Origin of the sequence: Mycobacterium sp., assembly GCF_025933915.1 — a bacterium.
Classification (GTDB): Bacteria; Actinomycetota; Actinomycetes; order Mycobacteriales; family Mycobacteriaceae; genus Mycobacterium.
This window is the reverse complement of record NZ_JAICZA010000312.1, coordinates 1-1,933: the sequence shown is the minus strand read 5'-3', so window position 1 is coordinate 1,933 and position 1,933 is coordinate 1. Positions and strand designations below refer to the sequence as shown.

Below are 1,933 nucleotides of genomic sequence, written 5' to 3'. Positions count from 1 at the left end.
TTGTTGAAGGGTGCAAAATTCGCAAGTGTGCGGGTGGCTCAGCAGTCCGCGCCGACGCGCTTCGTCATGCTGGGCGAGAAACCGAGCTAGTGCCCTGACCACGAATGTTCGCCGGGTTGATGAATGACAGCCGTGTCATTACGCGGCTGCCTGCGGGGTGGGCCGGCCCCAGCGGCGGTGTCGTTCGCTGCGGATGCGGGCTCGTTCCCGGCGTTGGGCGGCGAGGACGTCGGGATGACGGGCGTGATCGTTGCGCCAGCGCAGATGCGCCTGGAGCGCGCGGGTGAGCACGACGTGGTTGTGGTAGTCGGAATTGGCCAGGGTGAACGAGCGCAGCGGCCCGAAGTGCGCCTCGATCGGATTGGCCCAGGAGGCGTAGGTCGGGGTGAAGCACAGCTCGACGTTGTGCCGCTCGGCCCACCGGCGGATCTTGGCGCCCTTGTGCGCGGACAGATTGTCCAAGATCACGTAGATGGGTTGACCGTCGGGACGGGCGGCCCGGATCGACCGCAACGCGGCCAGGGTGTTGGCCGCGGACTTCCGGTGGCGGACCACGCCCCACAGCCGGTCCTCGCCCACGGAGTAGCAGCCGTGGAACTGCCGCACCCCGGCGGTCTTGTGGTAGTTCGCCGGCAGTCGCTGCGGTCTGCCCTTCGGCGCCCAACAGGAACCCAGAGTCGGCACGCAGGCCAGCGGACCGAACTCGTCGAAGGCGAACGTGCGGTCGGGATGATCGCGCAGCACCTGCTCGATGCGATCGAGCTTGGTGTCCCGGTCGGGATCGGGGGACTCCTTCCACGTCTTGGTCCGCTGGAAGGTGATCTCGTGGTCGGCCAGCAGCCGGCGGGCTCGTTCCCGCCCGATGCGCACCACCCGGTCCGGGTTGTCGGCCAGGTAGTCGACCAGCTTGCGCAGACTCCAGTGGGTGAACGGACGCCCGAGCTTCTCTGGGCGGGTGCCGGCCGTAGCGACCAGGAACTCCTCGTCCTCAGCGCTGATCCGGCGGGTACGGCCACCCGCCCAGTGAGGGTCCAGCGCGCCCATCCCGAGCTCGTTGAACCGATGGATCACCTCCCGCACGGTGTCCTCGTCCGCGGCCACCAGCCGGGCGATCACCGGCACGCTGTTGCCCCCGGCCGAGGCAAGCACCACCATCGCCCGCCGGTACCGGATCACACTCGTCGCTGCCTTCGGCTCCCCGCGGCGGACCAGCCGCTGCAGCCGCTGCCCCTCCTCGTCGGTGAGCCGTTTGACTCTCACTCGATCGGCCATACCGTCCAGGATCGGCGTCCCCGGCAACGTTTGTGGTCAGGGCACTAGCCGCAATGCCGTTCACTTAAGCCACAGCTCGGCTGGTCAAGGGTCGGGGTTGGCCAGGACGTCGACGCTGATGGTGATCCGATGGCTGGGTCCGCGGAGTCGCCCGCTGGCGGTGTGCGGGGCGTAGGTGGAGATGGCCCGCTTGACCACCCGCGGGCTGGTTCGGCAGCGCCGGGCGGGCAGGAGGCTGGCCAAGACCCGCTCGCCGATGACGCCGACGAGGTCGATCGTGGTGTCGGCGATGACTCCGGCGGCCTTGACGAGTTGGTCGCGGGCGGCGCGCAGGGCGATGGTGAAACTGGCCCGGTCCGGGTCGACGTGGGGTGCGGCGAGGGTGGCGTCGGCGATCGCGATCCGTAGTGCCTGGTAGGCGATCAGCCGGGCGTAGATCTCCTGCTCGAGACCGGCCGGGGTCCGTGCTCGCAGCACCCGCCCGCACCCGATGCCCTGCTTGAGCTCGCAGTACGCGGTTTCGATCTCCCACCGCTGGTGATAGAGGCCGACGATCTCGGTGGCCGGGCAGTTGGCGTCGAGGACCGTGGTGACCAGCTGATACGTCTCGCTGCGGGCGCCTTCGGCGGTGGTGACGGTGATTTGGGCACGGATGACCCGG

The 1,933-nt window shown here is 69.0% G+C and carries 2 protein-coding genes; both read right to left on the bottom strand.

From position 1 onward, the window contains the following. Positions 1–138: 138 nt before the first annotated feature. The gene (locus Q0W90_RS24415; RefSeq protein ID WP_297777259.1) at positions 139–1,272 is read right to left on the bottom strand and encodes an IS630 family transposase; all 1,134 of its coding nucleotides are present in this window, start codon (positions 1,270–1,272) and stop codon (positions 139–141) included. Positions 1,273–1,356: 84 nt separating this feature from the next. Beyond that, positions 1,357–1,933 (bottom strand): transposase (locus Q0W90_RS24410; protein ID WP_297777257.1); only part of this gene is annotated, 577 nt, incomplete at its 5' end.

Bases quoted from the DNA above. Each gene is read 5' to 3' on its own strand.
- Q0W90_RS24415 (WP_297777259.1), bottom strand. From the start codon at position 1,272: ATGGCCGATCGAGTGAGAGTCAAACGGCTCACCGACGAGGAGGGGCAG.